The organism is Streptomyces sp. NPDC127100, assembly GCF_042724095.1.
Classification (GTDB): domain Bacteria; phylum Actinomycetota; class Actinomycetes; order Streptomycetales; family Streptomycetaceae; genus Streptomyces.
The window spans coordinates 99,303-117,292 of sequence record NZ_JBHXFL010000017.1 but is presented as its reverse complement, the minus strand read 5'-3'; the positions used below and the strand labels follow the sequence as shown (position 1 = coordinate 117,292).

12 protein-coding genes are annotated in these 17,990 nt (G+C 74.1%); 7 read left to right on the top strand and 5 right to left on the bottom strand.

The features are described from left to right. Positions 1-9 precede the first annotated feature (9 nt). From ACFWJB_RS18285 to ACFWJB_RS18275, 3 genes are all read right to left on the bottom strand, one after another. Positions 10-1,530, bottom strand: coding sequence for a DUF5719 family protein (locus tag ACFWJB_RS18285; RefSeq protein WP_386923299.1), 1,521 nt, complete (start codon positions 1,528-1,530; stop codon positions 10-12). Next, positions 1,527-5,285 carry a glycosyltransferase family 2 protein gene (locus tag ACFWJB_RS18280; protein WP_386923297.1) on the bottom strand — a complete coding sequence of 1,253 codons (3,759 nt, stop codon included), beginning with the start codon at positions 5,283-5,285 and terminating at the stop codon, positions 1,527-1,529. The genes ACFWJB_RS18285 and ACFWJB_RS18280 overlap by 4 nt, the downstream gene beginning before the upstream one ends. Before the next feature lie 271 nt (positions 5,286-5,556). After that, complete coding sequence (locus tag ACFWJB_RS18275) at positions 5,557-5,820, bottom strand: WhiB family transcriptional regulator (RefSeq protein WP_003975777.1); 264 nt, start codon at positions 5,818-5,820, stop codon at positions 5,557-5,559. 693 nt (positions 5,821-6,513) lie between these two features. Here ACFWJB_RS18275 and ACFWJB_RS18270 point away from each other — a divergent pair. The 4 genes from ACFWJB_RS18270 (at position 6,514) to ACFWJB_RS18255 (ending at position 10,516) form a co-directional block, all read left to right on the top strand. Next, complete coding sequence (locus tag ACFWJB_RS18270; RefSeq protein ID WP_385461235.1) at positions 6,514-7,035, top strand: cysteine dioxygenase; 522 nt, start codon at positions 6,514-6,516, stop codon at positions 7,033-7,035. Between the two features lie 44 nt (positions 7,036-7,079). After that, entirely contained in the window at positions 7,080-8,039 is a 960-nt protein-coding gene (gene cofD / locus ACFWJB_RS18265; RefSeq protein ID WP_385461238.1) for a 2-phospho-L-lactate transferase, read from the top strand. Further along, positions 8,036-9,343 (top strand): coenzyme F420-0:L-glutamate ligase, encoded by a 1,308-nt coding sequence (locus ACFWJB_RS18260; protein WP_386923294.1) that lies wholly within the window; start codon positions 8,036-8,038, stop codon positions 9,341-9,343. The genes cofD and ACFWJB_RS18260 overlap by 4 nt, the downstream gene beginning before the upstream one ends. A gap of 162 nt (positions 9,344-9,505) precedes the next feature. Further along, the gene (locus ACFWJB_RS18255; RefSeq protein WP_385461244.1) at positions 9,506-10,516 is read left to right on the top strand and encodes a DNA-3-methyladenine glycosylase family protein; all 1,011 of its coding nucleotides are present in this window, start codon (positions 9,506-9,508) and stop codon (positions 10,514-10,516) included. Between the two features lie 272 nt (positions 10,517-10,788). Here ACFWJB_RS18255 and ACFWJB_RS18250 read toward each other — a convergent pair whose 3' ends face one another. Then, positions 10,789-11,871: a sugar phosphate nucleotidyltransferase gene (locus tag ACFWJB_RS18250; RefSeq protein WP_386923292.1), complete on the bottom strand. Its 1,083-nt coding sequence runs from the start codon at positions 11,869-11,871 to the stop codon at positions 10,789-10,791. A gap of 104 nt (positions 11,872-11,975) precedes the next feature. Continuing rightward, positions 11,976-13,268: a peptidoglycan recognition protein gene (locus ACFWJB_RS18245; protein ID WP_386923290.1), complete on the bottom strand. Its 1,293-nt coding sequence runs from the start codon at positions 13,266-13,268 to the stop codon at positions 11,976-11,978. 138 nt (positions 13,269-13,406) lie between these two features. On the opposite strand from ACFWJB_RS18245, the gene ACFWJB_RS18240 reads away from it, so the two are divergent. The 3 genes from ACFWJB_RS18240 to ACFWJB_RS18230 all read left to right on the top strand — a co-directional run bounded on the left by ACFWJB_RS18240 (position 13,407) and on the right by ACFWJB_RS18230 (position 17,836). Beyond that, the gene (locus tag ACFWJB_RS18240) at positions 13,407-14,171 is read left to right on the top strand and encodes a TIGR03089 family protein (RefSeq protein WP_386923288.1); all 765 of its coding nucleotides are present in this window, start codon (positions 13,407-13,409) and stop codon (positions 14,169-14,171) included. A 462-nt stretch (positions 14,172-14,633) separates the two neighbouring features. Beyond that, positions 14,634-15,830 carry an LCP family protein gene (locus tag ACFWJB_RS18235; protein WP_386923286.1) on the top strand — a complete coding sequence of 399 codons (1,197 nt, stop codon included), beginning with the start codon at positions 14,634-14,636 and terminating at the stop codon, positions 15,828-15,830. 260 nt (positions 15,831-16,090) lie between these two features. After that, positions 16,091-17,836 (top strand): LCP family protein, encoded by a 1,746-nt coding sequence (locus ACFWJB_RS18230; protein ID WP_386923284.1) that lies wholly within the window; start codon positions 16,091-16,093, stop codon positions 17,834-17,836. The last annotated feature ends 154 nt before the right edge of the window (positions 17,837-17,990 follow it).

Below are 17,990 nucleotides of genomic sequence, written 5' to 3'. Positions count from 1 at the left end.
CGGGACCCGTCACCTCTGCAGCACCGACAGATCCTCCTCCGCCTCCGGGACCGCGACCATCCCCCGGTCGTCCGGGAGGGTCTGGACCGTGAAGGCCGCCGCGTCGTCGTTCTCCGGCTGGGTCAGGGTGCGGGCCGCGTACACGGGGCCGCCGGACACGGGCTCGACCGTCAGGGCGTAGGTGCCCTTCAGGCCCGCCGGGACCGGCAGTTGCACGTCCTGCGTGGTGCCGCCCTTGATCGTGTACGTCCGGGAGGCCGTCGTGCCGCCCTCGCTGCCCGCCGACGCCGTGACCTTCACCTGTGCGGCCTGGCCGGGTGCGGTCAGGGACAGGGTGGTGCCCTTGGCGCGGTTGTCCACCGCGGTCGCGCGCGCCCCGACCGGGCCGGAGGCGGGGATGAACGCCGTCTCCTGCGCCGCGCCCTTGCCCCGGACCACCCGCAGCGCGGCGACGACCGGCACGGACCGGCTCGCCGGCGTCAGCACCAGCGAGCCCGCCTCGCCCCGCGTGACCTCGCCGAGGTCGATGCCCGTCGTCATGCCCGCCTTGACGCGCACCGTCTCGTGCCCGGCGGGCGTGATCAGCCCGTTCGGTGAGGCGAGCCGCACCTTCAGGTCGGCGTCGGTGTCACCGGGCGTGAACAGCACCAGGCGGACGGCCGTGGCGTCCTTGGGGATGCCCGGCAGCACCAGGCTGCCCGCCGGGTCCGTGGCCGCGGCCAGCCAGTCGCCGCCGGTCTTGTCGTCGAGGGCCTGCACCGTGGCGCCGACCCGCCCGCTGCGCACGCCGACGTGCACGGTGAGGTCGGCCTCCTGCGCGTCGACGAGCGTGGACAGCAGGATCGACTCGCTGGCGTGGGCGGGCACCGTGATGCCGTCCGCCACCGACGACTTCACGGCGCCGTCCTTGCCGTAGAGCTCGATGTCGACGACGGCCGCCGCGTCGTCGGGGTTCGTCAGGTGCACGTAGTCGGTGCGGTCCGCCGTCGTGGCGGCGCCGGGGAACCAGAACTGGGTGTCCGGCGCGGTGCAGTTGACGCCCAGCAGGCCGCGGCCCGTGCCGGCGGCGACCTCGGTGGTGGCCTGCACCGTCCAGCCGGGGGCGTAGCTCCCCTCCGCGGTGCCGACGAGCGCGGGCTTGTCGGCGCCGGTGGTCCTCGCGGTGACCGGGGTGCCGGGGGCCTTGGGCTGGACGACGGGTTTCCCGGCCTTGTCCCCGGCCTTCCCGCCCTGCCTGTCCCCGCTTTCGCCGCTTGCCCCGCTCTGCTCCGCCGCGGCGGGGGCGAGCTGGGCCGAGCCCTTGGCGTCGGTGCCCCGGGTGACGGGCGTGAACGACGTGTACGTCGTCTCGGCCAGGTCGGAGGTGCTGGGCACCGGGCACAGCAGACTGGTCCGCTCCACGGGCAGCCGCGCGGCCGCCGCGCCGGCGGGGTCCGCGCCGGAGGCGTCGGGCGTGGAGAGCGCCGCGAATCCGGTGACGGCGGCGAGCGCGGTGGCGCCGGCGATCAGGGACAGGGTGGTGCGGTTCACTGCTGGCTCCCGTCGGGGCGCTCACTGCCCGGGCCGTGGGGCTGCTGGTGGGCCTGGGAAGGGTCGTACGGCGTGTCGTATCCACCCTGGCCGTACGCCGGGTCGTACGCCGGGTCGTAGGTGCCGGACCCGGCCGGGTCGCCGTAGGCGTACGGGTCGTACCCGCCCGCGTGGTACTGGCCCTCGTACTGACCGTCCTGGGCAGCCTGGGTGGGCTGGGCGCCCTGGTAGGGGTCCGTCCCGTACGGCTGCTGCCCGTAGGCGGCCGGGTCGTACTGCTGCTGGGCGTCCTGGTACCGCTCGCCGTACGTGCCGTAGGAGCCGTACTCGGCGTCCTGGTAGCCGGCCTGTTCCCAGTCGCCGGGCGCCTGCTGGGGGATCGTCACCGGCGGCTCCTGCGGCGGTACGGGGGGCGCGGCGGGGTCTTCAGCCGTGCCGGCCTCCGTCCCGGTGCCGTCGCCGGCCTCCGCCTCGGCCTCCGCCTGGGCCCGCAGCCGGCGCGCCCTGCGTCCCTCGCCGGCGACCGCCTGGGCGGGGACGACCGGCTCGTCGGGCAGGTCGTCGTCGACGTCGCGGCGCCGGCCGGGCAGGGCGAGCACCACGAGCACGACGGCGAGCAGGCCCTGGGCCCACAGCCAGGCGGTGTGGGTGAACGGGTCGTCGTAGGTGACGTCCAGCCGGCCGCCGGCGGCGGGGAGTTCGAAGCCCTGGGCCCAGCCGTCGACCGTGGTGCGGGTGAGCGGCTTGCCGTCGAGGGTGGCCGTCCAGCCGTCGGCGGCGGTGTCGGCGAGGCGCAGCACGCGCCCCTCGGAGCCGGCCGGGATCTTCGTGTGGATCTCCACGGCTCCGGCGGCGACGGGCTGCGGCTCGCCCTTGGCGTCGCCGCCCGGCACGACGGTCGCGCGCGCGACGTCCCGCTCCACCTGCCACAGCCCGCTGCCGTCCTGCTGGCTGAGCCGCCTCAGGCCCGGCGTGGCGTCCAGGACGCGGACGACGTCGTGGGGGGCTCCCTTGTGCACGAGGACGTAGCGCACGGCGAAGCCGCCGAGCTGGTCGGCCTGGTCGGCGCCGGAGCCGGCCACGAGGTTGGCGACGACCTTGTCGAGCCGGGTGTTCCCCCCGCCGGCGGCCAGTTCGCCGTCGCCGAGGCGGACCCCGGCGCCGCGGACCAGCATGTAGCTCACATGGGCGGCGGAGTCGCTGTCGAGGACGAGGGTGCGGGCCTGGTCGCGGGTGACGCTGTCCTCGGCGACGAACGCGGGCACCTGCACGGGGTCGCGGCGCTCCAGAGGCCCGTCCGCGCCGCCGATCATCCAGCCGGCGGCGGCGATCAGCGGGCCGACGGCCGACGCGAGGGCGATGAGCGCGGCGACCGGCTGACGCCAGCCGAAGCTCTGCTCGGCGACGCGCGAGCGCGCTCCGTCGGCGCCCAGCACGGCCGCGGCCAGCAGGGCGATGCCGTAGACGAGAGTGGCCGGGCCGGCCCAGGCGGACCGGTTCGACAGGACCGCGAAGACCAGGGCGACCAGCACGACGGCCCAGGCCGCCCGGATCGCCCGCTGCCGCTCGGAGCGCAGCAGGGCGGCCAGCGCGGCGGCCACGAGCCCGATGAGGACCAGCCCGCCGACCGTGCCGGGGCCGCCGGGGCTGGCGCCGAGCAGGTCGAGCGCGGAGGCGGCGGAGGAGCCGTACTCCAGGCCGGCCTCGTCGAGGAAGCCGAACGGCAGCAGCGACAGCGACCAGGGCGCGAGCAGCAGCAGGGGCGTGCCGAGCTGGGCCAGGAGGCGCAGCCCGTACGCCGTGATGTCGCCACGGCGCAGGACCAGGACACCGATGCCGAGCAGCAGCGCGATGGGCCACACGACGGGCGTGAAGGCGGTGGTGACGGTCAGCAGCAGCGCGTACGCCCAGGTGGCGCGCCAGCTGCCGCGCGCCCCGCCCTGGCCGGCCAGGCCGGCGGCGGTGACGCCCGCGCGCGCGGCGAGAGGGAGCAGCACGGCGAGGACGGCGGTGCCGATGCGGCCGCCCGCGAGGGCGCCGGTGGCCGCGGGCAGGAAGGCGTAGGCGACGGCCGCCCAGGCGCGCAGCAGCCGGGAGGGCACGAGCGGACGGGAGGCGAAGTACGCGGTGACGCCGGCGAGGGGCACCGAGCAGACCAGCATCAGGGTGACGGCCAGTCCGGTGGAGCCGAGCAGCACGGAGGCGAGCGTGGCGACGATCGCCAGGTAGGGCGGCGCGGAGGCGGTGCCGCCGGTGCCCACGGTGTGCCAGGCGTCCGCGTACCGCGACCACAGCTCGCCGGCGCCGGCCGGGGCGGGCAGCAGCGCGCCGCCCGCGAGTGCGCCGCCGCCGAGGAGTGCGCGGCAGGCGGCCAGGGAGACGAGCAGCAGCACCACGAAGAGCAGCGGGCCGGGTTTGCGGGCGATGCGCTTGAGGCGGGCGAACTGCTCGATCTCGAGGAAGTCGGCGTCGTCACCGCCCGGTCCGGACTCGATGGCGCCGCCGTGCCGTCCGGCGCCCGCGGCCGCTTCGGCGTCGGAGCTGCCGGCGAGGCTGCCCGCGATCTGTTCGACGGTGACGCGGACGGTCGCGCCGGGAGGCGGGAACAGGGAGCGCAGTTCGTCCTTCTCGACCTGCGGGCGCCCGCGTTCGCGCCGTCCCGCGACGATGCGCTCGGGCCGGAGCAGGACGCCCAGCAGGCCCCGGATCTCGTCCAGCGCCTGGCCGGGGACCTTGCCGACGAGGTAGGCGAGGGTCCGCAGCAGCGTGCCGAGGACGAGGCGCAGCAGCACCCAGGGCAGGGCGGCGGTGCGGACGTTGACCAGGAGGGTGTGGACGGCGCCGGCCTTGTCCACCTTGTGCGGGGAGGCGGTGGTGCGCCCCGCGCAGTCGACGGCGCGGCGTTCCCGGGAGGCCGCCTCGGCGTGGCGTACGACCGCCTCCGGGGCGACCAGCACGCGCAGCCCGGCGGCGTGCGCGCGCCAGCACAGGTCGACGTCGTCGCGCATCAGAGGCAGCCGGCGGTCGAACCCGCCGAGCCGCTCGAAGACGTCACGTCGGATCAGCATGCCGGCGGTGGACACCGACAGCACGGACCGGACGTGGTCGTGCTGGCCCTGGTCCTGTTCACGCCGGTCCAGGCCGGTCCAGCGGCGGCCGGAGTTGGCGATGGAGACGCCGACCTCCAGCAGTTGCCGGCGGTCGTACCAGCCGCGGAGTTTGGGGCCGACGACGGCGACGTCCTCGCGGCCGAGTTCGTACTCGTTGTCGACGACGCGCAGCAGCTGGGCCAGGGCGTCGGGTTCGGGAGCGCAGTCGTCGTGCAGCAGCCACAGCCACTGCACCGGGTCTCCGTGCGGGAGTTCGGGCAGGTCGTAGGCGTCGTCGCGCCAGGTGCGCGTGACGGGGTCCCAGCCGCTGGGCCGCCGCAGGTATGCCAGGTCCTCGGGGGTCAGGTGCGGTGCGGTGCGCTCGGCCTCGGCGACGGCCTGGCCGAAGCCGGTGCGCCGGGCGAGGTGCAGCACGCGGTCGTCGCCGAGGGCCTCGGTGACCAGCCGGGCGGAGTCGTCGGCGCTGCCGGTGTCGGCCGCCACGGCGTACTGGACGGGGCGCTCCTGGCCGAGCAGCCCGGCGAGAGCGTCGGGCAGCCAGCGGGCGCCGTCGTGGGAGACGAGGACCGCCGTCACGACGTGGCGCGGGAACTCAGGTGCGGCAGCGAGGTCTTGCTGGGCTGCCGTGTGGCTGTGCACGGACATCGAGGTACGGGCCCCGGTTCGGTGGACTGCGGTGGACACCCGTGCCTGTGGGGAACGGCGGGGCGTCTCGGACGAGCGCCCACACTATCGGCAGATCAAACCGGGCGGCGCGAAGCGCCTCGTCGAGGGGCGCCGGCCGGGAGACGGGCGGGCACGACGACGGCCCGCCGCCGGTGGACAACCCGCCTGCGAGGGGCCGTTCATGTCGTGGGGTACGCGCGGGGTGCGCCGCTCGCCGGACGGTGGGCCGGGGTCCGCAGCGGACGCCGGGTCAGACGGCGGCCTTCTTCAGACGGCGGCGCTCCCGCTCGGACAGTCCGCCCCAGATGCCGAAGCGCTCGTCGTTGGCCAGGGCGTACTCGAGGCACTCGGAGCGGACCTCGCAGGCGAGGCAGACCTTCTTGGCCTCCCGGGTGGAGCCGCCCTTCTCGGGGAAGAAGGACTCGGGGTCGGTCTGGGCGCACAGTGCGCGCTCCTGCCAGCCGAGCTCCTCGTCCGCGTCGTCGACCAGCAGTTGCTGCACCAGCTCGGTCATGTGCGCCCCTCGTCCGTCCTTCACGTCCCCGTGATCCAGCCGTTATCGATTCCGACTGAACGACACGAGTGAAATTACAAGTGTGCTGCTCCGGGCGAGTCAAGCCGAGATCTGCTATTAGGCCCCTTATTCACTCTGCAGAACCAAGGCCTTGCAGAAAGTGTTCAAATCGCCATAAACCTTGACATGCCAACGAGGCCGCAGAAGCCCCCGCCTCCGCACAGAGCCTGTACGGAGGAGGACGCTTCGGCGTTCGCGCTCGTTCCGGCACACTCACCGAAGCGAACCGGATCACATTCGGATCACGGGATCGCAACGGGGGTTGTGCGCCCGGCTTGTGCCGCATGTGTCCCGGAACCCCCAGGAGCAAACCTTCCATCGCGGAGATGAACCGGATGAGGTGAAACACGTCCCACATCACGGGCATCAAGTTGACAGTGCTGGTGTGAGCCGCTGTCCTTGTGGGCATGCTCGCGAACTTGGCACTCGCCTCGACCCGCACCGCCGGGTCCCACGGTGCTGCCCGCGCTCGCTGTAGCTGTCGCCGCTGTTCCAGCTGTTGAGCCGACCACGCTCCGGCTGACCCGGGTCCACTCGACCCGGCTGTGATCCCACGCCCCGACCAGGGCGTTCTTCGCGTCTCGCTCCTCTCCGCATTTCCCCGCACCCTTCCGCCGAGGAACCACCGCACCCATGAACAGCGACAGCGACCTCCAGATCGCCGGCGACATCCTCGAAGTCCCCCACCTCCTCCAGGCACCGCGCGAGCACCCGGCCACCGTCGCCGAGTTCGCCGGGCTGGTCCGCTCCCTCGCCGCGGACCGCTCCCAGTGGGAGCACCTCGTGCAGTACGACACGACGACGCGCTGGTACCACCGGCTGCGCACCGGCCCCGGCTACGAGGTCTGGCTGCTGTCCTGGCTGCCGGGGCAGGGCAGCGGGCGCCACGACCACGGCCCCTCCTCGGGTGTGTGGACGGTCCTGGACGGCTCCCTGACCGAGCGCACGGAGCGCGGCACGCGCGTGCTTGGCGCGGGGACGCAGAAGGTGTTCGCGCCGGGGTACGCGCACGAGGTCGCCAACGACACGCTGGAGCCGGCGGTCAGCCTGCACGTCTACTACCCCGGCCTCACCGAGATGCCCATGCACTCCGCGCGGTGCTCGGCCGCCGCTCCGCACGACGCGGACGCCGGGGCCGGAGCCGGGGTGCTGTGACGACTGGCTGACGCAGTGTCGTGGCCGCCTGCGAGACTGGGTGCATGCGCATTGTGGTTCTGGCAGGCGGCATCGGTGGTGCCCGGTTCCTGCGTGGTCTGAAGCGGGCCGCGCCGGACGCGGACATCACGGTCATCGGCAACACCGGCGACGACATCCACCTCTTCGGGCTGAAGGTCTGCCCGGACCTCGACACGGTGATGTACACGCTGGGTGAGGGCATCAACGAGGAGCAGGGCTGGGGGCGGGCCGACGAGACCTTCCACCTCAAGGAGGAGCTCGCGGCCTACGGCGTCGGGCCGGAGTGGTTCGGTCTGGGCGACCGGGACTTCGCCACGCACATCGTGCGGACGCAGATGATCGGTGCCGGGTATCCGCTCAGCGCGGTGACCGAGGCGCTGTGCGACCGCTGGAAGCCGGGCGTGCGCCTCCTGCCGATGACCGACGACCGCGTCGAGACGCACGTGGCCGTCGAGCTGGACGGTGAGCGCAAGGCCGTGCACTTCCAGGAGTACTGGGTGCGGCTGCGGGCCTCGGTCCCCGCCGAGGCGGTCGTGCCGGTCGGCGCGGAGCAGTCGAAGCCGGCGCCCGGCGTCCTGGAGGCCGTCGCCGAGGCGGACGTGATCCTCTTCCCGCCGTCCAACCCGGTCGTCTCGATCGGCACGATCCTCGCCGTGCCCGGCATCCGGGAGGCGATCGCCGACGCCGGGGTGCCGGTGGTCGGCCTCTCCCCGATCGTCGGGGACGCGCCCGTGCGCGGGATGGCCGACAAGGTCCTCGCGGCGGTCGGCGTGGAGTCCACGGCGGCCGCGGTCGCCGAGCACTACGGCTCGGGCCTGCTCGACGGCTGGCTGGTCGACACGGTCGACGCCGAGGCCGTGACGCGGGTCAGGGCGGCCGGCATCCTGTGCCGCGCCGTGCCGCTGCTGATGACCGACGTCGACGCCGCGGCGCAGATGGCCCGGGAGGCGCTGGCGCTGGCGGAGGAGGTGCGGGAGACGTGAGCGACGGTGCTCCCGCATACCGGGTCCGGGCGGTCCCCGGCCTGCCTGAGGTGCAGCCGGGCGACGACCTGGCCAAGCTGATCGCCGCGGCCGACCCCGGCCTGGCCGACGGGGACGTGCTCCTCGTCACCTCCAAGATCGTCTCCAAGGCGGAGGGCCGTGTCGTACGGGCCACCGACCGGGAGGCCGCGATTGACGCCGAGACGGTACGGGTGGTGGCCCGGCGCGGGGCGCTGCGCATCGTCGAGAACCGTCAGGGCCTGGTCATGGCGGCGGCCGGCGTCGACGCCTCCAACACTCCCGCCGGGACGGTGCTGCTGCTCCCCGAGGATCCGGACGCGTCCGCGCGGGCCATCCGCGACGGCCTGCGGGACACGCTGGGCGTGGACGTGGGCGTGGTCGTCACCGACACCTTCGGGCGTCCGTGGCGGGCCGGGCTCACGGACGTGGCGATCGGTGCCGCGGGCGTGCGGGTCCTCGACGACCTGCGCGGCGGCACGGACGCGCACGGCAATCCGCTGGGCGCCACCGTCGTCGCCACCGCCGACGAGCTCGCCGCCGCGGGCGACCTGGTCAAGGGCAAGGCCGCCGGGCTGCCCGTCGCCGTCGTGAGCGGGCTGCCCGGGGTGGTGACCGGGGACGACGGCGAGGGGGCGCGGGCCATGGTGCGCGGCGCGCGCGACGACATGTTCCGGCTCGGCACGTCGGAGGCGGTGCGCCAGGCGGTCACCCAGCGGCGGACCGTGCGGGCCTTCACGGACGAGCCGGTCGACCCCGGTGCCGTACGCCGGGCGGTGGCCGCGGCGGTCACCGCGCCGGCGCCGCACCACACGACGCCGTGGCGGTTCGTCCTGCTGGAGTCCGCCGCCTCCCGCACCCGGCTGCTCGACGCCATGCGGGACGCCTGGATCGCCGACCTCGAGCGGGACGGCAAGAGCGAGGAATCCATCGCCAAGCGGGTGCGCCGCGGGGACGTGCTCCGCAACGCGCCCTGCCTCGTCGTGCCCTGCCTGGTCATGGACGGCTCGCACACCTACGGGGACGCGCGGCGCGACGCGGCCGAGCGGGAGATGTTCGTGGTCGCCACCGGCGCGGGCGTGCAGAACTTCCTCGTCGCGCTCGCCGGGGAGCGGCTGGGCTCGGCCTGGGTGTCCTCGACGATGTTCTGCCGGGACGTCGTGCGGGAGGTCCTGGGGCTGCCGGAGGACTGGGACCCGATGGGTGCCGTCGCGGTCGGCCACCCCGCCGAGGAGCCCCGGCCGCGGGCGGAGCGGGACGCGGAGGCGTTCATCGAGGTGCGGTGAGGTCAGGGGCGGGGCGGTACCGGGGCGGTGCCGTCCGGCGCGGGGGTGGTGCCGCGGGCCCGTCCCGGCGCCCGGCCGCGCCGCGACGGGGTGACGCTCTACCCTCGTAGAGGCCTCTCGTTCCGCAGGGGCCTCTCCCTCTCCCGTCCCAGGGGCTTCATCGTGGCAGGACGTTTCGCTCCCCGGCCCACGCGTACGACGGTGCGCGGCGGGGAGACCGTCGTGCCCGTGGGGGCGATGCCCGCGCCCCGGCAGGCCGTCGCGCCCGGGAAGGTGCGGGTGTGGGTGCCGGACGGACCGCTGGAACTGGGGCTGGTCCTCGGGCCGCTGCGGCGCGGGCCTGGTGACCCGACCTTCCGGACGACGCCCGACGGCTCGGTGTGGCGGGCCAGCCTCACGCCCGCCGGGCCGGGCACGCTGCGGGTCTCCGCGCGCGGCGGCGAGGTGCGGGGCGAGGCCTGGGGGCCGGGTGCGGAGTGGCTGCTGGAGCAGCTGCCGCGGATGCTCGGCGCCGACGACGACCCGTCCGCGTTCGTGCCCCGGCACCGGCTGCTGGCCCACACCTCGCACCGGCGGCCGGGGCTGCGGCTGACGCGGACCGGGCTGGTGCTGGAGTCGCTGATCCCGTCGATCCTGGAGCAGAAGGTCACCACCCTGGAGGCGTACCAGGCGTGGCGGGTGCTGGTACGGAAGTACGGCGAACCGGCGCCGGGGCCCGCGCCCGCGCGGATGCACGTGATGCCGGCGGCGCGGACGTGGGCGCTGATCCCGTCCTGGGAGTGGCACAAGGCCGGGGTGGACAACAAGCGGGCGTCGACGATCCTGCGGGCCGTGCGGGTCGCCGCGCGGATGGAGGAGGCGGCCCGGATGGAGCCGGCGGCGGCGCAGGCGCGGCTGGAGGTCGTGTCCGGCATCGGGCCGTGGACCTCGGCGGAGACCGTGCAGCGCAGTCACGGGGCGCCGGACGCGGTGACGGTGGGGGACCTGCATCTGCCGGGGATCGTGGGGTTCGCGCTGGGCGGGGACCGGGACGCGGACGACGCGGTGATGCTGCGGCTGCTGGAGCCGTATGCCGGGCAGCGGCATCGGGCGGCTCGGCTGGTGCTGTTGAGTGGGCGGGTGCCGGGGAGGCGGGCGCCGCGGATGGCTCCGCGGGGGATCGAGCGGATCTGACGGGGCGGGGCCGGGGCGAGTGCCTTCTGGGCGTCGACCGGTCTCCGGTGCTGGTGCGGGGCGGGGGTGGGTCGCGTGGCCCGGCGCTGACGGGTGCCTCCCCCACTCTCGGCTTCGCTCGAGCGGGGGGACCCCCACCGCCCACCCGTGCCGCCCCTGGGGGCACCTCCCAGGCCGTTCAGGCACTGGGGGAGGCACGACTGCCCGCAGCTACGCCCTTGGCTGCGTGGGTCGCCGGCACGACTGCCCGCAGCTGCGCCCTCGGGCTTCGGTCAGGCGTCGGAGGAGAAGCGGAGGGAGGCCGGGGGTATGTGGGCGTCGCACCAGACTCGGACGCCGGAGCGGAGTTCGTTGTCGGCGCCGACGACCGCGCCGTCGCCGATGACCGTGTCCGTGAGGACCGAGCGGGTGCCGACGCGGGCGCGGGTGCCGATGAGGGAGTCGGTGATGACGGCGCCCGGCTCGATGACCGCGCCCGGCAGGATCGTGCTGCCGAAGACGCGCGCCCCCTCCGCGACGAAGGCGCCCTCGCCCACGACCGTGCCGCCGGTCAGTTTGGCGTCGGGCGCGACGATGGCCGTGGGCAGGATCAGGCGGTCACCGCAGCGGCCCGGTACCGCCGGGGACGGGGCGCGGCCGAGGACGAGGTCCGCCGAGCCGCGGACGAAGGCCGCCGGGGTGCCCAGGTCGAGCCAGTACGTGGAGTCGACCATGCCCTGGAGATGCGCTCCGGTGGCGAGGAGCTCCGGGAAGGTCTCCCGTTCGACCGAGACCGGGCGGCCCGCCGGGATGGTGTCGATGACCGAGCGGCGGAAGACGTACGCCCCCGCGTTGATCTGGTCGGTGACGATCTCCTCCGGGGTCTGGGGCTTCTCCAGGAACGCCAGGACCCGGCCCGTGCCGTCCGTGGGGACCAGGCCGTACGCCCTCGGGTCCGTCACCTTCGTCAGGTGCAGGGAGACGTCCGCGCCCGTCGTCCCGTGGGTGCGCACCAGCGCGCCGATGTCCAGGCCCGTCAGGATGTCGCCGTTGAAGACGAGCACGGGCTCGTCGGGGCCCGAGTGCAGCCGCGACGCCACGTTGCGGAGCGCGCCGCCGGTCCCGAGCGGCTCCTCCTCCGTGACGTACTCGAGGTGGAGGCCCAGGGACGAGCCGTCGCCGAAGTAGGGCTCGAAGACCTCGGCCAGGTAGCTCGTCGCGAGCACGATGTGCTCGACGCCCGCCGCCTTCGCCCGCGCCAGCTGATGGGTGAGGAACGGCACCCCGGCCGCCCTGACCATGGGCTTCGGGGTGTGCACCGTGAGCGGGCGCAGCCGCGTGCCCTTACCGCCGACCAGGAGGATCGCTTCTGTCACCTGTCGTCTCTGCTTCCTGCCGGGACCGGCCGAACTGTCTTTCGGCCGGCCAGTGTATGCAGACCGTTCCCTGGCGCCTTCGATGGCCGTGCGGTGTTCCGTCCTCAGCGGCCCTGGTACTTCGCCGCCGAGGAACGGGCCGTGCCGAGCTTGCGGTAGAGCTGCTTGCCGGGGCAGCTCGTGGCGAAGCCGTCGCGGTGACCCGAGATGACGTTCAGTCGTACGTTCTTACCTTTTCGGTAGAGATTGCCACCACCGGACTTCAGGTATGTCTTGCCGCGCGGATTCATGCCGGCGAGACCGAGCTTCCACGCGGTGAGCCGGGCGACGGCCTTGACAGCGGCGGACGACGGCTTCTTCGAGCTGTACGTGCCGAGGACCGCGATTCCCATGCTGTTGGAGTTGAACCCCATGGTGTGGGCACCCAGTACCGGCTTCGTCACTCCCCCGGCCCGGCCCTCGTAGATCTTTCCGCACTTGTCGACGAGGAAGTTGTAGCCGATGTCCCGCCAGCCCATGCTCTTGACGTGGTAGCGGTGGATACCGCGAATGACTGACGGGGCCTGCGAGCAGCGGTAGTTGTTGCCCGTGGCCGAGTGGTGCACGAAGGCCGCCTTCACCTTCTTCGTGTACACGGGCTTCTTCCGGCGCAGCTTCTCGTCCGCGCCCCAGCCGCGCCTCGTGGTGATGCCCGGGCGCGCGCCGACGTACGGCTCGGCCCGCTGCCGCTCCGTCAGGACGCCGAGGGCGAGGAGCTCGCTCACGGTCCGGGTGCGGCTCAGTGCGGGGGTCTCGGTGGCGCGGGGGCGGCCGACGGCCGCCGGGTCCGTGCGGGGTCGCGGCGGGGTGCCCTTGCCGGGGTCGACGAGTTCGAGGCGCAGGCCGGTGGGGAGCGGGGACGTGGCGCCGCCGCGTTCGTCCGCCGCGCGGACCCGCACCTCCACGCCGTTCGACTCCCCCACCCACAGCGGTGCGGTGGCGCCGCGCACCCGGCCCGAAGCGCTCTCGGCGGTGCCCGGGTCGGCGGCGTGGTCGGCGGTGTGCGTGTCGAGGTCCTGCCAGGCGGACCAGGCGCCGGTGGCGGTGGCGCGGGTGCGGACCTGGACGCGGCCGTGCAGGGCGGTGGCCGGGTCGTCCCAGACGACGCCGACCAGGGAGAAGTGCCGGGTGCCCCGGCGGGTGACGCCCTGTTCGGCGGTGCCGGGGGCGGTGGGGGCGCGGTCGCCGGCGAGGGGCGTGAGCGGCAGCGACTGGGTGCTGCCGGGGACGTACGCCCCGGCGGGTGCGGATGCCGGCGCCGCTCCCGCGGCGGTTGCCGTCGCGGGTGCGGCGGTGACCGGGAGGGCCAGTGCGGCCGCGCAGGTGACGCCTATTGAGGAAGTGAGGAATCCATGCATGCCCTCGATCCTGGACACGGCCGGACATATATGTCCATACGGGATATGACGGCCCGTAGGGTTTTTCCCTCGATCCGGTGGCGGCGATGTGGCCCGTCCGCCCGGGGCACGCATGGGGGCCCGCGTACGCTTGCGCGGATGAACGCGACCGACCGCACCCCTGCCGACCTGCTGAGTTCCGCGCTCGCCGCGGACCCGGGACGCCCCCTGGTGACCTTCTACGACGACGCGACCGGCGAACGCGTCGAACTGTCCGTGGCCACCTTCGCCAATTGGGTGGCCAAGACCGCCAACCTGCTCCAGGACGAGCTGTCCGTCGAACCCGGTGACCGGGTCGCGCTGCTGCTGCCCGCGCACTGGCAGACGGCGGTGTGGCTGCTGGCGTGCGCGTCGGTGGGTGTCGTCGCCGACGTGGCCGGTGACCCGGCGGCGGCGGACGTGGCGGTGAGCGGGCCGGAGCCGGAGTCGCTGCAGGCGGCGCGGGCGTGCTCGGGGCCGCGGATCGCGCTGGCCCTGCGGCCGCTCGGCGGGCGGTTCCTGCCGGCCGCGCCGGAGGGCTTCGCCGACTACGCGGTGGAGGTGCCGGGGCAGGGGGACCGGTTCGTGCCGTACGCGCCGGTGGACCCGGAGGCTCCGGCGCTGATCGTGGCCGGGCGGGAGTTCAGCGGGGCGGAGGTCGTGGAGCGGGCCCGGGCGGAGGCGTCGGGGCTGGGGCTCACGGGGCCGGGGGCGCGGATCCTGTCGGGGCTGCCGTACGACACGTGGGAGGGGCTGAACGCGGGGCTGTTCGGGCCGTTGGCGTCGGGTGGGTCGGTGGTGCTGTGCCGGCACCTGGATCGGGCCGGGGACGGTGTGGTGGATCAGCGCATCGAGACGGAGCGGGTGTCGGCCACGGCGCGGTGAGGTTTTCGGGGGCGGGGTGACTCCGTCGGTGCGGGTGCGGGTGCGGGTGCCGGTGCCGGTGCCGGTGCGGGTGCCGGGTGCGCCCACCTGCCGGCGTCCGTCGGGCGCCCTGCGTCGGCCCGGGCGCCGGGTGGGTGACGCGGCCCGGCGCTGACCGGGTGCCTCCCCCACTCTCGGCTTCGCTCGAGCGGGGGGGACCCCCACCGCCCACCCGTGCCGCCCCTGGGGGCGCCTCCCGGGCCGTTCAGGCACTGGGGGAGGCACGACCGCCCGCGGCTCCGGGGCGGCGGTGCGACTGCCCGCAGCTCGGGGGGCGGTGCGACTGCCCGCGGCTCGGGGGGCGGTGCCGGTCGTGACCCGTTCGGCTCAGTCGGGGCCGGGGGTTCGGCGGGGTTCGGGTCATGATCGGGGGAGCGCGGGCGGGCAGGGCACGCTCGTACGGCACGAGGGGTTGAGGCTGACGTGAGCGACAGCGCGGGCGCGTCCCCCGACGGTGCCGGGCCCCTGGGACCGGGAGCGGGGGCGTCCGCGACCGGGGACGGACGGCGGCGGCGCAGGCGGCGCAGGCTGCGGTACGCGGGCATCGCGGTCGCCGTGCTCGGCGGCACCGCCGTGGGCATCGGGTGGGCGGTGTACGCCAAGCTGAGCGGGAACATCACCGCCGACGAGGCCGCGGCGGCGGAACTCGCGCGGTACGAGAAGGAGCGGCCCACCTCGCTGGTCCGCGGCGCCCAGAACCTGCTCGTCATCGGGTCGGACTCGCGCTCCGGCGACGGCAACGAGCGCTACGGGCGGGACACCGGGACGGAGCGGTCGGACACCACGATCCTGCTGCACCTCGCGGCGGGCCGGGACAGCGCCACCGCGGTCTCCCTCCCCCGCGACCTGATGGTGCGCGTGCCCGGCTGCCACCGCCGCGACGGCTCCCGCACCCAGCCGGTGTTCACCCAGTTCAACTACGCCTTCGAGGCGGGCGGTTCGGCGTGCACCATCCGCACGGTGGAGGGACTGACCGGCATCCGGATCGACCATCACGTGGTCGTCGACTTCCAGGGCTTCAAGAAGATGGTCGACGCCCTCGACGGCGTCGAGGTGTGCCTGCGCAGGCCGGTCGACGACAAGGACGCCAGGCTGAAGCTGCCCGCGGGCCGGGTGACGCTCGACGGGGAGCAGGCCCTCGGCTACGTCCGGGCCCGCAAGTCGCTCGGCGACGGCAGCGACACCGACCGGATGGACCGCCAGCAGCGCTTCCTGGGGGCGCTCGTCAGCAAGGTGCAGAGCAATGACGTACTGCTGAATCCGGTGAAGCTCTATCCCGTGCTGGACGCGGCCACCTCGTCCCTCACCACCGATCCGGGCCTGGCGAGCCTGCGGGGCGTGTACGACCTCGCGCGCGGCCTGCGCGGCGTCCCCGCGGAGCGTGTGCAGTTCCTGACCGTCCCGCGGGAGGCGTACGCGCGCGACGCCGATCGCGACCAACTCGTGCAGCCCGACGCCGAGAAGCTCTTCACCCGGCTGCGGACCGACGAACCGGTGGCGGTCGAGCGGGGCGCGCGCGGGAACGGGTCCGGTGCGGCCGGCCCGCGCGAGGCCGAGGACGCCGATTCCCCGCAGCCGACGTTCAGCGGCAACACCGCCGACGAGGACATCTGCGAGTAAAGCGCATCCAAAGACGGCACAAGGCGGAGCCAAGACATGCGCGACGCGGCGGACACTTGTCCAGGAAAAGGGTCGGATTGCCCAGTTGTAAGGACCGTGGAATGCGTCACCGTCGTCGCCGCGCGCCGAATCCGGCGGTTAATGTGAGCGATCCGGTGTGCCCGGCCACGAGGTTCTCTCCCGCGGTCGCGCACTGAGTGACCGAGACCGGGCGCCTGGAGGGGATGGCGCGCGTGGCCCCGACGGAGGATCGGACAACCGTGGACGCGCAAGGCCGTGGGCGGGCGGAGGACATCGACCCCGCAGACCAGTGGGTGCTCAACCCGGACACCGGCGAATACGAACTGCGACTGACCCCTTCCGCACCGCAGTCGGCGCCCCCGGCTCCCCGCGGTGCCGGATCCGGCGCACCGGGCCCCTCCGGCCCGGCACGCGCCCGCACCGCACAGGCGTCCGCCGCGACCACCCCGGGGCGTGCCGTCCCGGGCCCGCGCAAGCGGCGTACGGCGCCCGAGGAACCGCCCGGGCGGCGCGGCCGGCGGCGGCCGGTGAAGAAGAGGTCGACGGGCAGGAAGGTCCTGCTGTGGACCGGCGGCACGATGGCGTTCGTCGTCCTCGGTGCCGCGGCGGCCGGGTACCTCTACCTGGAGCACCTCAACGACAACATCCAGTCCGTCGCCGACGACGGCGCGAGCACCGGTGGCTTCCAGAAGGACAAGGCCATCAACATCCTGCTGATCGGCACCGACAAGCGCACCGGCGACGGCAACGAGGGCTACGGCGACAGCGGCAGCGTCGGCCACGCCGACACCACGATCCTGCTGCACGTGTCCAAGGACCGCTCCAACGCGACCGCGCTCAGCATCCCCCGCGACCTGATCGTCGACATCCCCGACTGCCCGACCACGCAGGAGGACGGGACGCAGAAGGTCATCCCCGGCTCCACCGGCGTCCGCTTCAACACCAGCCTCGGCCAGGACGGCCGTACGCCCAGCTGCACCATGCGGACCGTCACCGAGCTGACCGGGGTCACCCCGGACAACTTCATGGTCGCCGACTTCAACGCCGTCAAGACGCTGACCAGCGCGGTCGGCGGGGTCGACGTCTGCCTCGCGAAGGACATCGACGATCCGGACTCGCACCTGGAGCTGTCCGCGGGCACGCACACCATCGAGGGCGAGCAGGCGCTGGCGTTCGTGCGCACCCGGCACTCGGTGGGCTTCGGCGGTGACCTGAGCCGCATCGAGATACAGCAGCAGTTCCTCAGCGCGCTGATGCGCAAGCTGAAGTCGAACGACACGCTCACCAGCCCGTCCAAGATGGTGAAGCTGGCGGAGGCGGGCACCAAGGCGCTGACCGTCGACGCCAAGCTGGACAGCATCGGCAAGCTGAAGGACCTCGGTCTGGAGCTGGGCAAGCTCAACACCAAGAACCTGACCTTCACCACGGTGCCGGTCGTCGACAACCCGGCCGAGAAGGTCGCGGCGACGGTCGTCCTCAAGGAGGCGCCCGCCGCCGAGGTGTTCGGCATGATCCGGAACGACATCTCGTTCACCGAGGTCAAGCAGCAGCAGAAGCAGGAGGCCGCCGCCGTCGCGGCCCGCCTCAAGGGCACCAAGTCCGATCCTTCCGAGGTCCGCGTCCGCGTCCTCAACGGCGGCGCCGTGAGCGGCAGCGCCCAGAAGGAACTCCAGTACCTCCAGACCGAGGCCGGCGTCACCAGGTCCGAGAACGCCGGCAACGCCCCCGCCGAACTCGCAAGGACCACCCTGGAGTACGCCCCCGACCAGGCCGACCAGGCCCGCGCCCTCGCCGAGATCCTCGGCCTGTCCGGCGCGGCCATGAAGCCCGGCCGGAGCGTCACCAACGCGCAGGGCCTGCCCACCATGACCCTCACCCTCGGCAAGGACTTCAAGGGCGCCGGCGTCAAGCTCAACGCCCCCTCCGGAAAGGCTCCGGAGGGGGTGGAGAAGTCCACGGCGGACAAGGTCCAGTGCGCCAAGTGACCTGAGGGCCCTCTCCGACGTCTTACCGGACGGCCGTGTTGCGGCCGTGGCGGAACCAATCCGTCGGGACGGCCGTACAGCCAAAGGGGCCGTCCGTACGTCCAACTGTGCGAACAGGAAGCGCCCGTGGGCACGACGGCCGGCGCGAGGGGTG

Coding starts and splice junctions, on each gene's coding strand:
- ACFWJB_RS18280 (WP_386923297.1), bottom strand. CDS start 5,285: ATGTCCGTGCACAGCCACACGGCAGCCCAGCAAGACCTCGCTGCCGCA.
- ACFWJB_RS18275 (WP_003975777.1), bottom strand. CDS start 5,820: ATGACCGAGCTGGTGCAGCAACTGCTGGTCGACGACGCGGACGAGGAG.
- ACFWJB_RS18270 (WP_385461235.1), top strand. CDS start 6,514: ATGAACAGCGACAGCGACCTCCAGATCGCCGGCGACATCCTCGAAGTC.
- cofD (WP_385461238.1), top strand. CDS start 7,080: ATGCGCATTGTGGTTCTGGCAGGCGGCATCGGTGGTGCCCGGTTCCTG.
- ACFWJB_RS18245 (WP_386923290.1), bottom strand. CDS start 13,268: ATGCATGGATTCCTCACTTCCTCAATAGGCGTCACCTGCGCGGCCGCA.
- ACFWJB_RS18240 (WP_386923288.1), top strand. CDS start 13,407: ATGAACGCGACCGACCGCACCCCTGCCGACCTGCTGAGTTCCGCGCTC.